At 43.3% G+C, this 19,693-nt stretch carries 15 protein-coding genes and 1 pseudogene; 10 read left to right on the top strand and 6 right to left on the bottom strand.

Annotated elements, in window-relative coordinates; all coding sequences use genetic code 11:
- Nucleotides 1–817: 817 nt before the first annotated feature.
- Nucleotides 818–2,848 (top strand): tyrosinase family protein, encoded by a 2,031-nt coding sequence (locus AC4II3_RS14995; RefSeq protein ID WP_488012568.1) that lies wholly within the window; start codon nucleotides 818–820, stop codon nucleotides 2,846–2,848.
- 591 nt (nucleotides 2,849–3,439) lie between these two features.
- Here the strand turns inward: AC4II3_RS14995 and AC4II3_RS14990 are convergent.
- Nucleotides 3,440–5,692 (bottom strand): multicopper oxidase family protein, encoded by a 2,253-nt coding sequence (locus AC4II3_RS14990; RefSeq protein ID WP_488012566.1) that lies wholly within the window; start codon nucleotides 5,690–5,692, stop codon nucleotides 3,440–3,442.
- A gap of 939 nt (nucleotides 5,693–6,631) precedes the next feature.
- Between AC4II3_RS14990 and AC4II3_RS14985 the strand changes: the two genes are divergently transcribed.
- The 3 genes from AC4II3_RS14985 to AC4II3_RS14975 all read left to right on the top strand — a co-directional run bounded on the left by AC4II3_RS14985 (nucleotide 6,632) and on the right by AC4II3_RS14975 (nucleotide 11,380).
- On the top strand, nucleotides 6,632–7,408 hold the full coding sequence (locus tag AC4II3_RS14985; RefSeq protein WP_488012564.1) for an SDR family NAD(P)-dependent oxidoreductase: 777 nt from the start codon (nucleotides 6,632–6,634) through the stop codon (nucleotides 7,406–7,408).
- Between the two features lie 546 nt (nucleotides 7,409–7,954).
- On the top strand, nucleotides 7,955–9,733 hold the full coding sequence (locus tag AC4II3_RS14980) for a fatty acyl-AMP ligase (protein ID WP_488012562.1): 1,779 nt from the start codon (nucleotides 7,955–7,957) through the stop codon (nucleotides 9,731–9,733).
- A 240-nt stretch (nucleotides 9,734–9,973) separates the two neighbouring features.
- On the top strand, nucleotides 9,974–11,380 hold the full coding sequence (locus tag AC4II3_RS14975; protein ID WP_488012560.1) for a glycosyltransferase family 2 protein: 1,407 nt from the start codon (nucleotides 9,974–9,976) through the stop codon (nucleotides 11,378–11,380).
- 11 nt (nucleotides 11,381–11,391) lie between these two features.
- Here the strand turns inward: AC4II3_RS14975 and hpsO are convergent, their stop codons facing one another.
- The 3 genes from hpsO to AC4II3_RS14960 form a co-directional block, all read right to left on the bottom strand.
- Entirely contained in the window at nucleotides 11,392–12,567 is a 1,176-nt protein-coding gene (gene hpsO / locus AC4II3_RS14970) for a hormogonium polysaccharide biosynthesis glycosyltransferase HpsO (RefSeq protein ID WP_488012558.1), read from the bottom strand.
- A 531-nt stretch (nucleotides 12,568–13,098) separates the two neighbouring features.
- The gene (gene hpsN / locus AC4II3_RS14965) at nucleotides 13,099–14,079 is read right to left on the bottom strand and encodes a hormogonium polysaccharide biosynthesis glycosyltransferase HpsN (protein WP_488012556.1); all 981 of its coding nucleotides are present in this window, start codon (nucleotides 14,077–14,079) and stop codon (nucleotides 13,099–13,101) included.
- Between the two features lie 33 nt (nucleotides 14,080–14,112).
- The gene (locus AC4II3_RS14960; RefSeq protein ID WP_488029359.1) at nucleotides 14,113–14,508 is read right to left on the bottom strand and encodes a hypothetical protein; all 396 of its coding nucleotides are present in this window, start codon (nucleotides 14,506–14,508) and stop codon (nucleotides 14,113–14,115) included.
- A 14-nt stretch (nucleotides 14,509–14,522) separates the two neighbouring features.
- Here AC4II3_RS14960 and AC4II3_RS14955 point away from each other — a divergent pair, with 14 nt between their 5' ends.
- Together AC4II3_RS14955 and AC4II3_RS14950 are read left to right on the top strand one after the other, a co-directional pair.
- Complete coding sequence (locus AC4II3_RS14955; RefSeq protein WP_488029358.1) at nucleotides 14,523–14,951, top strand: DUF29 domain-containing protein; 429 nt, start codon at nucleotides 14,523–14,525, stop codon at nucleotides 14,949–14,951.
- Nucleotides 14,952–15,260: 309 nt separating this feature from the next.
- Nucleotides 15,261–15,425, top strand: coding sequence for an anacyclamide/piricyclamide family prenylated cyclic peptide (locus tag AC4II3_RS14950; RefSeq protein WP_488029357.1), 165 nt, complete (start codon nucleotides 15,261–15,263; stop codon nucleotides 15,423–15,425).
- A gap of 24 nt (nucleotides 15,426–15,449) precedes the next feature.
- Here AC4II3_RS14950 and AC4II3_RS14945 read toward each other — a convergent pair whose 3' ends face one another.
- The gene (locus tag AC4II3_RS14945; protein WP_490722833.1) at nucleotides 15,450–15,788 is read right to left on the bottom strand and encodes a hypothetical protein; all 339 of its coding nucleotides are present in this window, start codon (nucleotides 15,786–15,788) and stop codon (nucleotides 15,450–15,452) included.
- Nucleotides 15,789–16,139: 351 nt separating this feature from the next.
- Between AC4II3_RS14945 and AC4II3_RS14940 the strand changes: the two genes are divergently transcribed.
- The 3 genes from AC4II3_RS14940 (at nucleotide 16,140) to AC4II3_RS14930 (ending at nucleotide 18,441) form a co-directional block, all read left to right on the top strand.
- Nucleotides 16,140–16,709 (top strand): Uma2 family endonuclease, encoded by a 570-nt coding sequence (locus AC4II3_RS14940; RefSeq protein WP_488029355.1) that lies wholly within the window; start codon nucleotides 16,140–16,142, stop codon nucleotides 16,707–16,709.
- A gap of 252 nt (nucleotides 16,710–16,961) precedes the next feature.
- Nucleotides 16,962–17,618, top strand: a complete 657-nt coding sequence (locus AC4II3_RS14935; protein WP_488013031.1) for a Uma2 family endonuclease — start codon at nucleotides 16,962–16,964, stop codon at nucleotides 17,616–17,618.
- A 169-nt stretch (nucleotides 17,619–17,787) separates the two neighbouring features.
- Nucleotides 17,788–18,441, top strand: coding sequence for a Uma2 family endonuclease (locus AC4II3_RS14930; protein ID WP_488013059.1), 654 nt, complete (start codon nucleotides 17,788–17,790; stop codon nucleotides 18,439–18,441).
- A gap of 161 nt (nucleotides 18,442–18,602) precedes the next feature.
- Here AC4II3_RS14930 and AC4II3_RS14925 read toward each other — a convergent pair whose 3' ends face one another.
- Nucleotides 18,603–19,508, bottom strand: a complete 906-nt coding sequence (locus AC4II3_RS14925; protein WP_488013033.1) for an aspartoacylase — start codon at nucleotides 19,506–19,508, stop codon at nucleotides 18,603–18,605.
- On the opposite strand from AC4II3_RS14925, the pseudogene AC4II3_RS14920 reads away from it, so the two are divergent.
- Nucleotides 19,507–19,693, top strand: a pseudogene (locus AC4II3_RS14920) (hypothetical protein); the annotation flags it as partial. The gene AC4II3_RS14925 and the pseudogene AC4II3_RS14920 overlap by 2 nt on opposite strands.

Below are 19,693 nucleotides of genomic sequence, written 5' to 3'. Positions count from 1 at the left end.
CCCCACGCCCCACACCCCACACCTGAGGTCAAAGTAAAAAACCTACCCTTATGAGCTGTGAGGACCCCCCCTAGGAACCAGAATGTTCCAAACTGGCTGAATCAGCAAAACTCAGCCAGTTAGAGAAGGAAACAAATCTTAATTATTTCTGTTGACAAATTTGTTAATTAACGTGTTATATTACTTGTGGTCAAACTAGGGTAAGAATAGTAACTGTTCAGAAAATTTCGCACCTGGGTTTAACAATTAAACCCTCTGGGAATCCAAACCCTCGAAACTTCGTTCTAGATCGCTGTACTAGGTAGCTCACAGTACAATTGTTAAACTGTTTCAGAAACAAAAGTTAAGAATAATCAACGATTTCTGAAACCCTTGTTGTGAAGAGGTTTGGCCTTGCAAAATTTAAGTATAAATAGTCCTACGTCTGGTTTTGGGAAAGCATCTATTATCCCTTAACTTTGGGGGAGGCAAGAAAGTTTGTTTCCCCCAAAATTAAGCATTCAGCTATCAGCGGTCAGCCGTCAGCCATCAGCGGTCAGCCGTCAGCAGACGTAACTCATATTCAACAAATGGTTACCTGCTTTATTCAAAAGCACCGATCTAGTAGCGTGGCATAAGCTTAATGCTGATAGCTGAACGCGCACGGGTGCGCGTAGCGCTAATCGCTGTTCGCTGATAGCTAACACCCTAACTTGGGGACTAGGGGTGCGATATTATACCCAGAATCAGCAACGCCAAAGGGTTTAATTCTGTCTATTGCTTAAGTTTCTGTACAATTGCTACTCAACCCCCTAATTCTAAAATTGAAAGATTGGTTATGAATTTTTTCAGCCCTTTTCTACGTAGGGTCTTGATTGTTTTCTTTGTCTGTGTTTTTTTGTCCGTAAGCACATTTACTGGGGAAGCAGTTGCTGATACGAGCACAGAAGTAGCTACTGTTTGTCCGGAAACAATACCTAGAGATCCCAGGATTCGCTATAGCGCAACTAGCTGTGAAGGAAAAGAGAACCTCAAATCTTTCCAGAAAGCTCTCAAGATCATGAGAGAGATGAAATGTAAAGACCCACGCAGCTGGTATTACCAGAGTGCCATTCACTGGGTTCCTACCACACCTGAAAATACCTCAGGAATTCAAGAAGAGAATCCGCTGTGCCCCTTTTATTCCAAGTTTGGAGCATTTTTTAAGCCTCGAGAAGAACCTGAATCTGATACGTGCACAATAACACCAAAAGAAGAAAAATCAGAAGAAAGATTTTTTGGAAGAATTGCCTTGAGTGATTTGGCGGTCAATCCTGCCGCTCTTAAATTGCGTGCATCTTGGGATTCCTGTACCCATAAAGAAAATCATACCGGCATGAAGCCCGTAATTCACTTTTTGCCCTGGCACCGGCTTTATTTGTATCATTTCGAAAAAATTGTTCGAAAGTTGTCCGGTGATCCCAACTTCTCTCTTCCCTATTGGGACTATATCAGTTATTACGATACGAAACTCCCAGATCAACAACGGCTCACAATGCCCACAGAGTTTTACACCCCGAGCCAAGAGTACGAAAAAGATCCTACTACAGGCAACTCCCTCTATGAGTCAGGACGAGATCCTGAATTGAATAGGGGCGAACCCATGTCATATAAAGATGCATCCAAAGATTTATTTAATCCTTTGGAGGACCTCCATAAAGCGAAATTATTTTCGTTGTTTAGCCTAAGACTAGAGGATTCAATCCACGGCTTTATACATGTTTATGTTGGCGGTGGCTTTATGAAAGAAGATAGAGATAAATGTGGGAATTGTATTATCTTTAATCGAATCTTTAACCGACGTAATTTTGACGATAAAAAAACGGATAAATACGGAAATGTCACAATAGAAACAACAGAAAACAAATGCCAGCTTGGCTTAATGAGAAAGATTCCTAGCGCTGGCTTTGACCCCATCTTTTGGTTGCATCACGCCAACATCGACCGCCTGTGGGAGCAATGGAATAATGATATTCTTCCACCTCCCACGGGATGGAAGCAACCTTTTCCAAAACTATATGAAATATCTGAACAACTACCTAAATTATGGAAACATGTTCAGCCAAAGCAACTGGAGCGAGTTTCTTGGCCTTATCAATTTTTTGAACCCGACGGTGAGGTGATTTCCTACAGTATGAAGGAAGTCGTTGAAAATGTCTACAACATGGACTACAAGTACGACGATTATGACACTTATGGTTATGTTCCACGGCATGATTTGTTAAGAAGCTGGATAACAAGGTGGAGAAATTTGACATTTAGTGAAAAGCAAGAAGCTCAAGAATTACTGGAGCAGAAAAAATACCAAGAATTATTCGAATTACTGAATCCCAAACAATTCCTGGGTATCAATGACAATCGGGCAACGGTAAAAGGGAAAAAAGAGGAAGGGAAAGAGGCAGGAGAGTTTACTAACCTGAGGGTAGAGGTCGAACCTGAATTCGGCGATCAACTGAAATCCAATCAGTCAGGTCAACTGGAATCCAATGAGTCAGATCAACCCAACTATATGTTGGACGTAAATGTGCGATATCAGGAAGTACCCGAAGGCATCTACAGGGTCTATCTCAATCTGCCTGAGGACAAAGAAGCGAGGGAAACTGCTATTGATCTTGAAGAATACTTTGTGGGCACTATCTCTTTCTTCACATTAGATAGGGATCGTCCGACCTTAAAAATCTTTGACTTTGATATTACTGATGAGATCCTATCGCAATATCAAAACAAGGAATTAGACATCAATTCAGTTTCCATCTCGATTCGCAACGAGGGCAAATCTGTAAATGAAGATCTAAACATTGAAAGCATAGAAATTTACTCTATGAAGTAACTTGCCCTATTCCTTAACCCGATCTTTCTTAATCAACCTGAATTCGGGTTAAGGCGGAGGTGGCAAAATCCAGTCTAACTGAAGAGAAGGCTTCTTCGGCTGGTGGCAGTAACCAATAATCATCGATGTGACCGAAAAGTTCTTATAAACTAGACCTATGAGAAGCCCGATGCTGAGTGTTTAAAAAGCTTAAGCTGATCGGGCTTCTCCTTTTTTTGTAGGACTTACGCAAATCCCTCAATTTAACGCTACCTGTAGGGTGGGCAAGGTTTTGCCCACCCTACCCATGGATTCTGTGCGTAAGTCCTGTTTTGTTTATCCCTAACGTTTAGAATAACTGGACAGTAGGAATTTCTATGGTCGGTTGAGTGTTTGGATTACCCCTAATAAAAAAACACCCCGACCCTGCCTAGGGACGAGAATGTTCCAAACTGGCTGAATCACCAAAACTCAGCCAGTTAGAGAGTAGAGGAAATCTTAGTTGAACTGCGCCCTATGTTTGCAGGTGCCTGACAATGAGCTACAACCCTACAAACAACAGTGGCAACGGTCTGAATCTCTGCCCAAATGGAATGTCATGATTGATCCTATCTAATCCCTTGTTGGTAATGTGCAATCCTCAGGGCTTGGAGTATCTGGATTTCCTGTGATACAAACGTTCTGCATCATACCTTGATCCTCATGGTCAAGAATATGGCAGTGCAGCACAAATGTGCCAGGATACCTTTCATATTTGGTGCGCACCACAATTGTGTAGCGTGAGCTCCCATTACTGGGGCCTTTGATCCAAAGAGTGTCTTTCCATACACCCTTGAGTCCTCGATACTGCGGGTCTCCTCCATCAGTCGCATCAGGCAAGCTGACATCGTTGCCATTGTGGTCAATGATTTCAACGATTTGGAAAGGATTCACATGGATATGGAAAGGATGGCTGACAAAGCGTGACTCTAAAGTCCATTCATCGACAGTATCCAACTTTAGGATTCGAGGGATTTCCTCTGGATCGTAAGGTTGCGGGTCGTAAGGCTTGTTAATACCAATTCCATTACTCACCTGGAACTTAGTAGGAGTAGCGCTTGTGTCAATGTTAAAAGCGAGTTCCTGATGACCATTAATATCCCCATAATCTAAATTATTAAGGTCTTCATGATCGATGAATTTAGTCAGCATTAGATCATTGTTTAGATCAGCAACAACCTTGTCTTTAACCAAATGATCAACACTTAATTGATCAGCACGGACAACAAGATCATTCTTTAAGTAATCATGGATATCCTCCATTATACTTTGTCCACCCTGAACTTCGACTATCCCAAGCAATCGCCGAGTTCTTGCTTTCCCGGTAACGCCGTCTGATGCATTAGAAGCGCTATTGATCACACAATAGTTTCCTTGCTCTGGGAAAACCACAAGTGCATCCTTACGGTAGCCCGGTTGTAGAGTGGTTAAGGTGGTTTCAAAGGCTTTATCTCGAGTCAAACCATCATCAGCAATGACATGGTAAGGAATCGGAGCCTCTGTGCAAATTTGACTAATGAAACTGTCATTTTCAGTCGCTGGCAACGGATTAACAAAGAGAGATTTCTTTGATATTCCGGGTATTTTGCGAAATTCCAGGTTGATGGTGTCCCGTACCCCAGCATGGATCATCCGCCAACGCTGGATCTCGCCAGCCTCGGCAGAAAATTTAGGCCAAATCTCACCATTGATGCTGGTATAACGCCCCGATTCATCCCAGGTTCCAGGACCGAAAATGCTAATATCATCCTTCGGATCTTCCGTGTCGAAATCGTAGTCGTAAGTCTCAATTTCACCAATTTCATCTCTGTGACCATCACAATTCCAGATGTTTTCGGATCCTTCAGACTTAGGACAGTAATAGGGAATTTGCTGGAATACTAAAATGTTTTCAGTTACGTCTGAGCCTAGTAGAGTGTCAATGTCACCATTAGCCGTTTCGGTAGGCAAGCGATCACCGCGCACGATTAGAGCACCCGCCATGCCACTTGAGACTTGCAGTGCTGTGGAACCATGAACATGGGGATGGTACCAAAACGTACCTGCTGGATGCTCAGGGGGCAGTTTGTACTCGTATTTAAATGTGTCGTCACCAGGTTCAATTTTCGTCAAAACATTGTCGCTATTGCCATTTGGACTGACCCACCAACCGTGGGTGTGTAAATTTGTGGTATTGAAACAATGGGGTACATTAACATTATTAGGTGTTTCGGGGCAAGTGTCTTCTCCTTCTTCTTCTAACTCATTGTTCAGGTTGACGACGATTGTATCACCAGGTTTGGCTTCAATAGTTGGTCCTATATAGGGTCGATCTGAATCAGTATAATTGCTTTTGAAGTAGCGCAAAGATACATTGTCGTCTTTACAGGTTGCTGGGTTGTAGAGTGTGCCGTTAGTATAATAATCAACCGTGAGATCAATATTACCGTTCTCAGCCAAGGGAATTAAGGGTGGATTTTGGAAGTCGGGTAGATTATTAGTGCATTCCGTGTTTTTTGGTATTTGGGGTCGATTTGCTAAGCTGCCTTCTGCTGGTTCAGCTTGGGCGGGCTGTGCCGCGAGCATTGTGATCTGTGCTGATATAAAAAACGCAACAATAATGTTACGACAAGTTACCCAGAAGCGATCGCGACCCTCGCCAAAAATCTGGATACCAACAGTTTTTATGATTGGTATTAGGAATCTTTTATAGCACTTGTGATAGTGATGAGCTACAAATTTCTGGGGTTTAGGCAGCAGGGAGCAAGTAAGAGTTAAGAGGTAAAAAATATTGTCTACCTCATAGCCATGAGAAACCCTATGATTTCTCAATAACTTTTTGATCATGGTACTAATCGTCCTTAGGGTTATTGTCAATTCTGTAGATCTATTACAGAAATATTTTGTGGAATTGTTTTAACACAAACAATCACCATAGAAAGTATATAGCATTGAAAAAAAAAAGAGCACTAAAAAATATGACATTATGTCAAACTTTGTAAACAAAAGGATATTTGACCAAAAAAAACATTGCCTAATGGGACTTTAGCCGTCAGCTAATGGGCTACGGGCACGCTACTAGATCGGTGCTATCAGCGGTCAGCTTAAAACGAGTTATCCGGCTGAGGAATTGAACGGAGAGCATGTCACTTATGGACAGCATTTGTACTAAAGCTATAGCACCATCATGGGTTTTAGCTTGCTCTGAGCTACTATTTATAAATAGGTCATGAACAATCTTGCTAATTTTTTAGAACAGCAAAAAATGCTCCAAGCTCTTTCCTACTAATGCCCAGTCCCTGCTCCTAGGTTCCTGTTTAGATTCATCCTATGTTTACAACTCAAAAAAAAACCTATAGTAGATAGTTCATAGGTTCTGCAACGCAAGACCTGCTCCCAATTGAACGCACTCAAAGCCAAAGACTATGAATTACTGGCTTGGGCGTTCCCGTAGCGTGGCCGTTCCCGTAGCGTGGCCTAAAGGCCAAAAGGCCAGGCAACTGAGATGAAACGAATGTTACCTCTTTAATTTAAAAGCACCTCAAGTAGCGTGCCCGTAGCCCATTAGCTGACGGCTGAATGCTTACGCTTTACCGTTAGCTATCTGCCGTCAGCCGTCAGCCGTCAGCTTTTGGCTCACGGGTGCGCGTTCAGCTTATTATATTCAACAGCTGTTCGGGTAGCGTGTGCTTCGCACATAAGCTGTTCGGGTAGCCTGTGCTTCGCACATAAGCTGAATGCTTACGAAAAACTTTTCACTGTCTCGTTTAAACTGTCTCGTTTACTATGAAAACTGTTGTAATCACAGGAATTTCCGGCACCCTCGGCAGTGCGTTAGGTCAAGAGTACATCAATCGTGGTTGGCAAGTAGTTGGTGTCACCCGTCAAGAAACCCTCGAAGGTGACTTTTTCAATACATTGTGTGTGTCTCAACAACAAACCCTTGAGGATGCCCAAAAGTTGCTTGAGTATGACCCCGATGTGATTATCCTGAATGCAGGACAAATCGAAACTGAGGTAGGGGATGGAGGAGTGCCACTGGTTGAGATCGTAGAATCGATGAACCGTGTTAACTACAGTTGGCCAGCATTGGTAGCTCTCGAAGCAGCCAAGCTAAAGCGCGAGCGACCCCTGGATGTGGTTGCTATTGGTTCGATTGCAGATGGTAGCCCTTCTTGTTTTGGTCCAGTCTATCATTCTGGTAAAATCGCTTTGCACTATTACTGGTCAGGTGTTGGACCAATCGTTTACCACGCCAGCAATCATCAAATTCGCATGAGGCTTTACCGTCCTGGTGTGATCAGCGGTCCCTTGGCTTGGGCACCAGTAAACCGTCTCAATGAAAAAGGTTATAAAATCCGAGCTAACCGAGTCAATTCTGCTCCTCCTGCTGAAAAAGTGGCTAATACAATCGCCAGCTGGATTGAGAAAAACAAAGAATGGGTTGGAACTTATGATGAGCCTTTTAGCTTTAAAATATTCAAATACCTCTTTGCTTTGTTCCCCAATTTATTTTACAAACTACAGTTGTTTGGATGGCCTCGGGGCAGCAAATTCGTGTAACTAGGAAATAGGTAATTTCGGGAAGAGTTTGGGGAGGGTGGAGGTAACTATTAAGCTATAAGCTATCAGCGGTCAGCTATCAGCGGTCAGCTATCAGCTATCAGCGATCAATGGAAAGTGGATAGTGTTCATAATTTGTGGATTATTTCATAAACTACTACTATTTTTGATGTTAAACTTATATTCAAAATTCCAGGAAAATGAATTATTCTTAATCAAAGCTACTGAATTAGGAATCCTTAATTTCAGGATATTTGGTGATGTCGGAATGCTAAAGTAATGTTTGGCAATGTGTGAGCTATGAGCGTGTCGCTTATCAGCTATCAGCTATCAGCCAAAGGTCACGCTACGCGCATGGCCATAGGACGGGAACAGTTTATGGGTTAGGTGACAGCGTCGAAGCCTGTGCCACTATACTTGAGCTGCTTTTGAATAAAATAAGCTGACAGCTGACAGCTGACGGCTGTTCGCGTAGCGTGCGCGTAGCGCATATGCTTACAAAGTAATAAGTTTTTTGATGTCAGTTTTGAAGTGCAGGGGTAAAAGGTGTCAGAAACTATTCTCCAAGCAGCCACATTAGTTGATATCCTGCGCTACAGAGCAGTTAACCAGCCAGATGCGATCGCATATACCTTTTTGGTGGATGGAGAAACCGAACGGGTCACTCTGAGTTACCAACAGTTGGAGCAACAAGCCCAAGCGATCGCGTTTCACCTGCAATCAATATATTCCCCAGGAGAAACTGCCCTACTCCTTTATCCTCCTGGTCTAGACTATATTTGTGCATTTTTCGGGTGTTTGTACGCTGGGGTTGTAGCTGTCCCCGCTTATCCTCCTAGACCCAATCGCTCCCTTGTCCGTGTTCAGGGAATTGTCAAGGATTCCCTGGCAAGGGTAGCCCTAACTACCCAAGCAATCCTGTCTAATTTAGAGCGCAGGTTTACTCAGGCTCCAGAACTGAAGACACTGCAGTGGGTAGCCACAGAAAACATCAACGGCAACTTAGCTCAATCATGGCAGCAACCAGCTATAGATGGTAGCACCCTGGCTTTTCTACAATACACCTCTGGTTCAACCGCTCAGCCAAAGGGAGTGATGATTAGCCACAGCAATCTAGTCCATAATTCAGCTGCTATCTATAAGTATTTTGAGCACACCGACCAGAGCAGTGTGGTGAGTTGGTTGCCGATGTACCATGACATGGGTCTGATTGGTGGCATACTCCAACCTCTATACGGCGGTTTTCCAGCTACGCTCATGTCCCCGTTGATGTTTTTGCAAAGTCCAATCCGCTGGTTAAAAGCGATTTCCCACTATCGAGCCACCAGCAGTGGCGGACCAAACTTTGCTTACGACTTATGCGTACGCAAAATCAAGCCGGAACAACTAACAAACTTGGATTTGAGTAGTTGGGATATTGCCTTTAACGGAGCTGAGCCCATTAACTCCGCCATCTTGGAGCGGTTTGCCACTAAATTTGAGTCCTGTGGCTTCCGCCGAGAAGCATTCTACCCTTGCTATGGCATGGCTGAAGCCACCTTAATGGTTTCTGGTGGTCTCAAAAGCACTCCAATTGTCTTAAAAACAGTTGAGGGGGCAGCACTGGAGCAAAATCACGTTGTGCCAGCTAGTGTTGAGCAAGAAGGTACCCTTACCCTAGTAGGGTGTGGTCATAGTCTCCCAGACCAGCAGATTGTAATTATCCATCCTGAAACCTTGACCCCATGTGACCCAGGAAAAGTCGGAGAAATCTGGGTATCAGGACCAAGCATTGCCCAAGGTTACTGGAATCAACCGGCAGCAACAGAACAGAACTTTGGCGTAACCCTAGCATCGATGGGGCAGGAGTCATTTATGCGTACCGGTGACTTGGGATTCATGCTCAAAGGTGAATTATTTGTTACTGGTCGTCTCAAGGATCTGATCATTATCAATGGTCGTAACCACTATCCCCAAGATATTGAATGGACCGTAGAAAACACCCACTCCTTGCTCAGACCAACGTGTTCGGCAGGATTTTCGGTGAATATTGCTGGTGATGAACAGTTAGTGGTGATTGCTGAGGTAGAACGTAGCTATTGGAAATCGACTCGGGGAGCTGCTTCTGATCCTGGCAATGGTGCGAAAGACCATGCCCTTGATACCAAGGAGTTAATCCGGTTAATCCGACGAGCAGTATTACAACATCACGATTTGCAGGTTCATACTGCTCTGTTGCTCAAACCAGGTACTATTCCCAAAACATCTAGTGGTAAGATTCAGCGTCATGCCTGTCGCCAGAGTTTTCTAGCGGGAACTCTGGCTGTTATCAATGATAGGGATTAACTTTGAGTTTGAGGCTTGAGGCTTGAGGCACGCTTAACCTAAAAGATAACCCTATTGATAGTAGTCGATAGTAGTCGCAGTAAAGGTTAACAAATGTTTCTATTCCTTGTTGCCTTAACACCCCAGATGAGATTTTGTGTCCTAAACTGTACTTTCCTTGATAGAAATTAACAATTTTGTAACACTTTCGGATAGAATAAAGCATCAGTGGCCTTCGTTGGTAGTTGCATTAAATAGCTTATGTCGGAGAATTCCTGGTCAGAAAAAGCGCCAAGCCAAGAGCTGAACCAACTTGGCTCTATGCTGTCTAACTTGTCAGAGGAAGAGTTTGAAACTAGCTTATTTTTCCAGGGACTACAAGGACGCCGACGCAAAGCAGCTTTAGTGTTAACCATAGTGTGGTGCATGACAATAGCACTGCATTTGGTGTCTTGGGGGATCTGGGTCAGCTTGAGCTTAACAACGATCTTAGGAATTCATTCCCTACGATTATTGCTGGCTCAACCGTTAAAAACCCCTCAACCCTGTTTAGATCAGGAAAAAGACGATTTTCCCTTTGTGTCTCTGCTAGTAGCAGCAAAAAATGAAGAAACTGTCATCAGTAATTTAGTTAAATCTCTGTGTCAATTAGACTACCCGGAAAATCAGTATGAACTGTGGGTAATTGACGATTACAGTACTGACCAAACACCAGAAATCTTAGATAAGTTAGCAGCAACATACGACCAGTTGAAGGTACTGCACCGGGGTGCTAATGCTGGGGGCGGCAAATCAGGGGCACTTAATCAGGTACTTGGTTTAACCAAAGGCGAGATTGTAGCAGTATTTGATGCAGATGCTAAAGTTCCCAAAGATATGCTGCAGCGGGTGTTGCCCTTATTTAATAACCCGCAAGTGGGAGCAGTTCAGGTCAGAAAAGCGATCGCAAATGCACCACTGAATTTTTGGACACGAGGGCAAATGGCAGAAATGGCTCTCGACAGTTATTTCCAACAGCAACGTATTGCAGTTGGTGGGATTGGTGAATTGCGGGGCAATGGTCAGTTTGTTCGACGTTCCGCACTACAGCGTTGCGGTGCCTGGAATGAAGAAACCATCACCGATGACTTAGATTTAACCATTCGCCTACACCTCGATCAGTGGGATATTGGCTTTCTGAATTTTCCGCCAGTAGAAGAAGAAGGAGTGACCAGTGCGATCGCACTCTGGCATCAACGGAACCGTTGGGCAGAAGGAGGGTACCAGCGCTATCTCGATTACTGGCGTTTAATTGTAAGTAACCGCCTAGGTTTGCGGAAAACTCTAGATTTATTTACCTACTTGATCATCCAGTACTTTTTGCCCACTGCTGCTGTACCAGACTGTTTGATGGCTATTGCCCGTAACCGTCTACCTATTTTTAGCCCCATTACTGGCCTAACTGTCACAATATCAGTGATTGGGATGTTTGTCGGGCTGCGCCGCACCAATCAAAATCGACGATTACGTGTTTCTAACCTGTTGGTTCCTATGTTGCAGACCTTGAGGGGAAACCTTTATCTATTGCACTGGATGCTCGTGATGGCTGCTACTACCGCTCGGATGTCTGTGCGTCCTAAACGGTTGAAATGGGTGAAAACAGTTCATAGAGGTGGTAGCGAAGAATGAAGAATTAAGAATTAAGAATTAAGAATTAATTCCTGATAAAAATCCAACAGCTGTTTAGCTAACGCCTTATTTGTATACTGCTCCATTACCCGTGCATAACCCAAATTTCCTAATTTTTCAGCCAACTCTGGTTGCTTGATTAGCTGCTGTAAACAATGTCGTAACTCCGACTCATCTTTTTCAGGAAACACCAACCCAGCATCCCCAATCACATAGGGAATTTCTCCAGAATCGGAACCAATTACTGGTACTTTAGATGCCATCGCCTCAATCAGCACATGACCAAACTGTTCCTTCCAACCTACACTAGTTAAGGTTTTAAACTTATAATTAGTCTCTGATGGTAGCACCAGAGTATTCATCACATTAATATAACGAGGTACCTCGTCATGGGGAACACTCTCAATCCAAATTAATTTGTCTTTAATTCCCCACTCTGCCGCCTTTTCCATCAATATCGGCTTGAGGGGACCACGGCCTAGCAGCAGCCACTTCCACTCCATCCCAGATAACCCAGCTAGGGCTTTACCTAAAGTCAGTAATCCCTTCTCCTCTACAAACCGTCCCACAAATCCCACCACAAAGTCATTAGGTTGAATTCCCAACTGCTGTTTTAGCTCTGGCTGAGCTTGGGGAAGAAACAAGCTTTCATCTACCCCCAATTGCGGCATTACTTTAGCTGGTCCGTTATAACCATGTTGTCGCAGGATTTCTACCCCATCCTGATTCCCACAAATCAGTCCATCAGTATGACCCAGGTTATACCCTTCCAACACAGAGACCGGAAATTTTACTTGGTAGGGCAGATTCCACCAAGTAAAAAATAGGTTTTTTGCCTTCAGTCCCAATAGCTTATTCAGGGTAATAAATTGAGCATAACCTAATGCCTTAGCTCCCTGTTCCACTTGAATAATTTCGGGTCCAAACTGTTTCAATAAAGGGATAATATCTAGCCCAAAGGTCAGAAGCCCCTGATTATTTTCACTAAAGTTAGACACTGGTACCACCCGAAATGAACCTTCCTCACGGGGTTGGGTTTCAATGATGCGATTTTGGACACCACCAGGACGCCAGCGCCGGGGAACCACCACAGTTACCTCAATGTTAGGTTCTAACTGAGCGAGTGTTCGTAACTTCTCGCAGTTAAGGTCAACAATATACGAGTGACTAGCAACTAATATTTTCATGGGTAATTTTTTGAAAGTTAATGGTGGCAGGTTGAAGGTTGGAGGTTGAAGGTTGGAGGTTGAAGGTTGGAGGTTGAAGGTTGGAGGATTAAGGTTGCAGGTTGTTCGCCGTTGGTGTTCCGGTAGTATAAATCAGCTTGGTTGATGTAGGATTAATTACAATGGTGGGAGATCTCAGTTAAACTTAGCTATGGAAGCATTACAAAACGACTTAATACTAGTAAACCAAGAGCGGTAACCCTGGAAAATAAAAATGTATTTTTAGTTATTTATTTGCTTAAACTATACTTATATGTTTGGTTATAACAACACCATTAAATTTGAATTATTATGACTTTAAGCTCCTGAATTATGAAGCATAAATTTTAAATATTTTAATTAAAAATGCAAGAGTTTTTTAGGTTTAATTAATCGTAGTTTCAAGTTTTAAAAACTGGCTTCAACCTTTTAACCTTCAACCTTTTAACCTTCAAACTTTTAACCTTCAAACAACTAACCTACCCTACGGGAACGCCAAAGGCGAACAACCTTTTAAGGGTCTAGTCGAGTATAAATTTGACCATCATCCCAAATAGATTTGATGCGTGTACCAAGTGCTTTGAAAAATCCCAACATGTAGAAACCAGCGCGGGTAATAATTTTGATCGGGGAACCACTTTTATTACAAGGAGGATTCCCTAAGACGTGGCAATCAAATAGACGACCAAACAGCCGTAGCTGTTCACTAAGGGTAAGGTTTTTCATTCCCATCAGGAAATGGTTGTGATAAAAAGTCAACTGATACTCAAGCGATCGCGTACTAATATCATGACACCCCCCAGTTTCTTCCCCTAAATGGACTAAAGAAGCATCTGGGTCATACCAAATTTGATAACCAGTGCGGCGAAATCGCAAACAAAAATCCGACTCCTCACGAACCGCACTGCCCTGGAACTGTTCATCAAAGTGCAGCCCGTACTTGGTAAAAATTTCCCGGCGGAAAGACATATTGCAGCCTCGGGCTGATATCACCCGTTGAGGCTTCACGGTATGGACTAAGTCTATGTAATACCATGCAATGCCAGGGTCCATGGCCTCCTTAGGCAAGTCTTCAATGGTGTAAGAGGGAGTGGGGGAATCTGCTGCTGCTCCTTTCTCTGCTAACTTCATCCGGTCAAATACTCGTCCTGCTACTGCCCCAATCTCTGGGGATTGTTCATAGTTACGAGCGTGAGCAGTTAAATACCCCGGTGGCATCTTGATATCATCATCGATAAACACAATAATGTCCCCGGATGCCCGCCTTACCCCATAATTTCTTGCCCCAGGTAAACTCGCCCAATCAACCCGGAACCAGCGAATCTTACCAGTATTAGCCAGCTGCTCTAAATAGGATTGAATCTCTGGTTTGTGGTTTCGAGTTTGATCGACAACCAGTACCTCAAAAGCAGGGTAGTCTTGCTTCAGGACATCTTCCAAGGTATCCCGCAAAGGGTCTTCCCGTCCGTAAGTAGGGATAATTACAGAAATCATCGTCGTTGTTGTGAGTAATTTGTCCTTAAGCATTTAACTGCTAATGATGCCGACAACCGATAACAGTTTAACTAACATGCTATCCTTGGTCATCCGTGGTTTTATGGAAAATTTGAGAATTCTTAAGCTAATAGGTAAAACCAACAGAACCACCCATTGAAGCGTTCGCGTAGCGTGGCCAAAGGCCAATCGCATCTGCCAATTCTTGAAAGATAGACTAAAAAATAGCTCCCTGCTTGTCTGGTGGGCAGTGGCTGATGATAGCTTGACGGCTGCTAGCCAAGTTCTTTGATAGCCACTGCCCACCCTACGATTCCCGATTCCCGATTCCCGATTCCCGTTCCCCTCCTGGGAGGGGTTAGGGGTGGGTTCCGATTCCCTGTTCCGGTGATCCGCTGTTCCCTGTTCCCTAAAACTCGGAAATAACATTAGGATCTAAAATCATGAAACCATACACATCCTATGACACTGACTACTATCAATGGATAAACGAAACGGTAGAAAATCTCCGAAAGCGTAATTTTAGTGAAGTGGACTGGGAGAATTTAATTGAAGAAATTGAAAGCATGGGTAAAAGTGAAAAACGGGCCTTATTGAGTCTTTTAACCCGTCTTTTAGAACACCTGCTTAAACTGGCTTATTGGAAATCTGAACAAGAACGAAATAGGAATCATTGGGCAGCTGAAGTTGTTAACTTTCGCACCCAAATTAAAGCTATTATTGAGGATAGTCCTAGCCTTCGTAATCAACTGGAAACTTTCTACAACAAAACCTATCCCAGTGCTGTAAAATCTGTTTCTAAACTGTTTGTACTTCCTCCAGAAGCGGAAATTTATCTTACACAAGCTTTGGATGACGATTGGTTTCCCTAAAACCTTAGGGAACAGCGGATTTGGGAACAGCGGATCTGGCAAGAGTCATGCATGCAAGAGGCATGCATGCAAGAGGCAAGAGGCAAAAAATATTGTTTTCCTGATTAGGATGGAAAACCCTAGAGTTACGCCTGGTGGGCAGTGGCTAGGCTGTTTACCAATTTCGCGATTCTTCCCACTGCCCACCCTACCATTCTCCCCATCTCCCCACTTCCCACGTAACAAAACGTAAGAAAAAACCTATTGACACAGCCTGAGCCAACTCAATAAGCTAAACCACAGAAAGTTTAATTCTATGGAGATGAAACCATGCCCAAGAAAAAACTAACCCCCAAGCAGACTGCTCCTGTTTCTCGTAACGGGGTGGCAAGGCAAAATGAGGAGTCAGTCTCCGAGTCTCTCTCCCAGTACTGTGCGGCCCAAGTTAATAATGGCTATATATTTGTTCCTTTTGCAGGGGACGACGCGGAGTAGTCCCCTTAATTGACAACCATCTGATCAAAACGTCAAAACCCCTTTTTGCTCTCGGATGGCGCACGATTCGCCTGGATAAATTTCAGAGCTACCTGTGCTACTAACTCGTTTTCCGTTACCACGGGGGGCGTACTTGGCGGGCAGAAGTCCTGCCAGAAGGTTGAGTGGCACTGGAAACCTAGGTCTGACGGTCGAGAAGCTTGCTACCCCAGTGGTATTGTGGAGCAGGCTTCTTTTTGGCTTTATATCTTTGGCAAAAGCCTTGATATGAGAGGCGGCATGAATAGGAGTTGGGTGGGCATGCTGCCTGCCATGAATATTGATAACCGGCAAGATGCAGGTTCCACCAACATACAGCTTCAACCAACATATTTTACCTGACGTCGTTAACTCAAGCGTATCGGAGTAGTAAGAAGTTAGGGAGTAGGGAGTTCGGAGTGTGGGGTGATGGGGTGATGGGGTGATGGGGAGAAGAGGAGAGAAGAGGAGCAGGGAACAAGAATTATCAAAATTGATTTAGGATTGCTATTATCCAAGAAACTAAGTAGGGTGTGTTAGCCGATAGGCGTAACGCACCTGACTTTCCACCTGAACTATGAATGGTGTGTTAGCTGATAGCTGATAGCACCTCAATTATCGTGCGCGTAGCGCATTAGCTGATAGCTGATTAGCTGAATGCTTATGTAACGCACCACACTTTGCCGGTGAACAATAATGGTACAACTGACCCAGAAATTTCAAAGCTTTGACGAGTATTTATTATACAATGATAACTCTGAAAAATTCTATGAGTTATTTAATGGTGAGTTAATTGAAATGCCTCCAGAGTCGGGAGTTACTATTGAAATTGCTACGTTTTTATTGATTAGGTTTGCTTTACTTGTAGGTCATCGTAGAGTCCGGGGGCAAGGATTAGAATTAGAAGTTAGAGGTGAACCGAAAAACCGTTATCCGGATTTGACCATTATCCGAGAAGAGCATATTCAACAATTATCAAAGCGTAATACCATTCGCCTGTCGATGTCACCGCCTTTATTAGTGGTTGAAGTGGTTAGCCCTGGAGAATTACAACGAGAGCGAGACTATATTGCTAAGAGAATCCAATATCAAGATTGTGGGATTCCTGAATACTGGATTGTGGACCCGGAAAGTAAAACTATCTTGGTATTAGAATTAAAGGGTAATAATTATACAGAAGTTGGTAGATTTTCCGGTGATGATTTAGTGTTATCTCCTGGTTTTAAAGATATTAATTTAAAAGTGTCGGAAGTTTTTGATATATAGCAATTATTACTTGGATGAAGTACAAATTCTTGGGTTTTAGGGAATCGGGAATCGGAAATCGGGAATCGTCATTATAGTTAAGCTACAGGCAAAACGCTATAATTGGCTAATCAGACTTTTATCAGCAATAAAATTCTCCCCATCTCCCCATCTCCCCATCTCCCCATCCCCCTATCTCTCCATCTCCCCATCTCCCCATCTCCCCACTCTTCCCCTGTTCCCTGTTAAATAACAAGTAAAATAGAGCCGAAAATGATCACATCAACTGCCACAATTACTCGGGACCCCACTATTCCTCCTTTAGAAAATGGGGATCAACTAACCCTTGCTGAATTTGAGCTGCGCTATGGTGCTATGGCTGATTTGAAAAAAGCCGAATTAATTGAAGGAATTGTTTACATGGCATCTCCTGTACGAGCCAAAAAACATGGCAAACCCCATTCTCGGATTATGACATGGTTAGGAACCTATGAAGCAAGTAGGCCAGGAGTAGAAACACTGGATAACACAACTGTTCGGCTCAATGATGATAACGAAGTGCAACCTGATGCGTTATTGAGAATAGAACAAGATGGACAATCAATCATTACTGATGATGATTATGTAGAAGGTGCGCCGGAGTTAATAGTAGAAATTGCGGCTAGCAGTGTTTCTATTGATTTACACAAAAAATTAAATGTTTATCGCCGTAATGGAGTACAAGAGTATTTGGTATGGCGAGTTGATGATGGTGAATTTGATTGGTTTCGGTTAAGGGAAGGAAAATATAGTCAACTAGAAGCCAATACTGAAGGCATACTTTGTTCAGAAATCTTCCTGGGATTATGGTTAGATAAAGCTGCGTTATTAGCCGGAAACTTAGCCAAAGTTTTAGAAATATTGCAGCAGGGATTACAGAGTCAGCAGTAGGGAATCGGGAGTCGGGATTCTACTTAAGCTACAAGCAAAACGCTATAATTATCAAAATAATAGTTTGATCAGCAATAAAATTTTGTATTCTGCCCATCTCCCCATCTCCCCATCTCCCCACTCTTCCCCTGTTCCCTGTTAAATAACAAATAAAGTAGAGCCAAAAATGATCACATCAACTGCCACAATTACTCGGGACGCCACTATTCCTCCTTTAGAAAATGGGGATCAACTCACCCTTGTGGAATTTGAGCTGCGCTATTCCGCTATGGGTGATTTGAAAAAAGCCGAATTAATTGAAGGAATTGTTTACATGGCATCTCCCCTGAGAATTACACAACATGGTGAACCCCATGCTCAGATTATGTTGTGGTTAGGCTTCTACCAAACCTATACTCCTAACCTGCAATTAGGAGATAATTGTACTGTTAGGCTTGATCTTGATAATGAAGCTCAACCCGATGCACTGCTTAGACTGAAAGTAGGAGGACAATCTACAATTACTCAGGATGGCTATGTAGAAGGTGCGCCGGAGTTAATCGTAGAAATTGCAGCTAGTACTGTTTCTATTGATTTACACAAAAAATTAAATGTTTATCGCCGTAATGGGGTACAAGAGTATTTGGTATGGCGAGTTGATGATGGTGAATTTGATTGGTTTCGGTTAACTGAAGGGGAATATACTCAACTGGAACCCAATCCTGAGGGCATACTTTGTTCAGAAATTTTTACTGGATTATGGTTAGATAAAGCTGCGTTATTATCCGGAAATTTAGCGAAAGTTTTAGAAATATTGCAGCAGGGATTACAGAGTCAGGAGTAGGGAATCGGGAGTCGGGAATCGGGAGTCGGGAGTCGGGAGTCGGGAGTCGGGAATCTACTTAAGCTACAGGCAAAACGCTATCATCTCCCCATCTGGCCATCTCCCCATCTGGCCATCTCCCCATCTCCTTTCCCTGTTCCCTGTTCCCTGTTCCCGATTCCCTACTCCCTAACTATCTCTTTTTTAGTCAAACACATAGCTACTCCTTTTTCATAGTAGGCAACTTCATTAATAAATACTGGCCAAACCGTGGCGTCTTCTTCATAGTAAATTGTGGTACCATCGAAGGTCAGAAACATGGGGTCACCAGGATTGAGTTCTTGATAATCTCTGCCCTGGAGCTGAGGATGAATCATACCTTCTAGTTCACCAGCTTTGTTTCTGGGATAGTCAACTACTTTTAAATAGTGATAAATGGTTAGAGGATAAGTGTTTGATAATTTTTTACCGTTATTATAGTCTTCAATATAATCTAACGTGGCGTGAATTAATGCTTCAGTTTTCTGAAAAATATCGCCCTTGAGACTAGCTGGTGCAATGGGACCGACTTCAATAGAAAACCCGAAATTACATAGAGAATTTACAAAGGGATTTTCTGTACCTGGTTTAATGGCACTATATACTCTAACTAGGGGGTCAAGGGAACTCAGATAAGCAGCGAGTTGCAAATTAAAGGGGTCATTGTTGACGAGAATTATAGTAAACCCCATATTAGCACTGGTACTGTGCAAATCTAGAATAAAATCTACCTGGGACTTGCCTTTTGGCCCTAGGGTTTGAGCAATCTCTTTGGCTCGGGTTTGTTCTAGAAAAGAAAGCTCGGGATTTTCTAGGTCACTTTTAGCAAAGCAGCGGTTTAAGTCGGTATCAATATATCTCCTGGCGGCTTTAAAGGCTTGGGGATTACCTATTCTTGTCAAGGTTTCAAAACTAGGTCTAGTGATTAATTCTGGAAACTTATCAAATTTTTTTACCAGGTATACACCGGTAAATTCATTGCCGTGGGTTCCTCCTACAATGGCAACTTTGTTAATAGTTTTACGGTTGTTTGCTTGAGAATTACTCATGGATGGTTGGTATAGCAAAGGGAACAGGGAATCGGGAGTGTGGGGAGATGGGGAGATGGGGAGAAACGGGAGATGGGGAGATGGGGAGATGGTACATTCAATTTTATGGACGCCACTCCCGACTCCCGACTCCCTCGGTGCGCTTTCCAATGGGCGATTAAATCGCCCTTGGGTCGCACCGCTCC

The sequence above is a fragment of the Moorena sp. genome, from assembly GCF_982860115.1.
This window is presented reverse-complemented; position numbering and strand designations above follow the sequence as displayed.